We start from the raw sequence: 232 nt of genomic DNA, 5'->3' as shown, positions 1-232 counted from the left end.
CCAGGGTGCGCCGGCTGGCTTCGCTCAGCCGCTGGTAATAACCGGGGGCCTTGAAGGTCAGGTAGCGCTTGGCCTGGACGTGGTATTCCACCAGCCGTGCCAGGCGTTCGCTGAAACCCGCCCGGCGCAGGTAGTCCGCCCCCAGGCGCGCATGGCTGACCACGCCGAAGCCGCCCATGTTCTCGGCATCCTGCTGGCAGATATGCACGATATCGTGGAAGAACGCCGCCAG

1 protein-coding gene is annotated in these 232 nt (G+C 66.4%); it reads right to left on the bottom strand.

The features are described from left to right. The coding region (locus SB725_RS34155; RefSeq protein WP_410923820.1) for an HD domain-containing protein at window positions 1–232 on the bottom strand (232 nt) is incomplete at both ends.

The organism is Pseudomonas sp. SIMBA_041 (genome assembly GCF_046535095.1).
Lineage (GTDB): Bacteria > Pseudomonadota > Gammaproteobacteria > Pseudomonadales > Pseudomonadaceae > Aquipseudomonas > Aquipseudomonas mucoides.
This window is presented reverse-complemented; position numbering and strand designations above follow the sequence as displayed.